The organism is Empedobacter sp. UBA7620 (genome assembly GCF_002484185.1).
Lineage (GTDB): Bacteria > Bacteroidota > Bacteroidia > Flavobacteriales > Weeksellaceae > Empedobacter > Empedobacter falsenii_C.
Genome location: NZ_DLJI01000031.1, coordinates 145,069 through 145,593, shown reverse-complemented (window position 1 = coordinate 145,593; position 525 = coordinate 145,069). Strand labels below are relative to the sequence as shown.

Annotated in this window: 1 protein-coding gene; it reads right to left on the bottom strand. The window is 30.9% G+C overall.

What is annotated here, in order from left to right; all coding sequences use genetic code 11:
- Nucleotides 1-68: 68 nt before the first annotated feature.
- On the bottom strand, nt 69-525 hold a 457-nt coding region (locus B2217_RS07185), incomplete at its 5' end, for an ATP-binding cassette domain-containing protein (protein ID WP_291122228.1).

Here is a 525-nt window from a genome sequence, read left to right as displayed (position 1 = left end):
GTAATTTGAAACATTAAAAAAATCCTTAAAACTTATTTTAAGGATTTTCTGTATATCTAAAATTGAATTTACTTTTCTATTTCTTTCAAGTTTTCTATTTTCTTTGTTGCTAAGAAACCTTTGATATCCTCAAAATGTTCTTTGACACGTTTATTTCCAAATTCGAAAACTTTCTCTGCCAACCCATCTAAGAAATCACGATCATGGGAAACTAAAATTACCGTTCCTTCAAATTCTTTCAATGCATCTTTGATGATATCTTTTGTTTTCATATCCAAGTGATTTGTTGGCTCATCTAAAATCAAGACATTATAAGGCTCTAACAACAATTTTACCATTGCCAAACGCGTTTTTTCTCCACCAGAAAGCACTTTTACTTTCTTGTCGACATCATCACCTTTGAACATAAATGCGCCCAAAATACTTTTGATTTGTGTTCTGATATCACCTTCTGCAATGCGGTCTACAGTTTCGAAAATAGTTAAATCTTCATCTAATAAAGCAGCTTGATTTTGAGCAAAATAT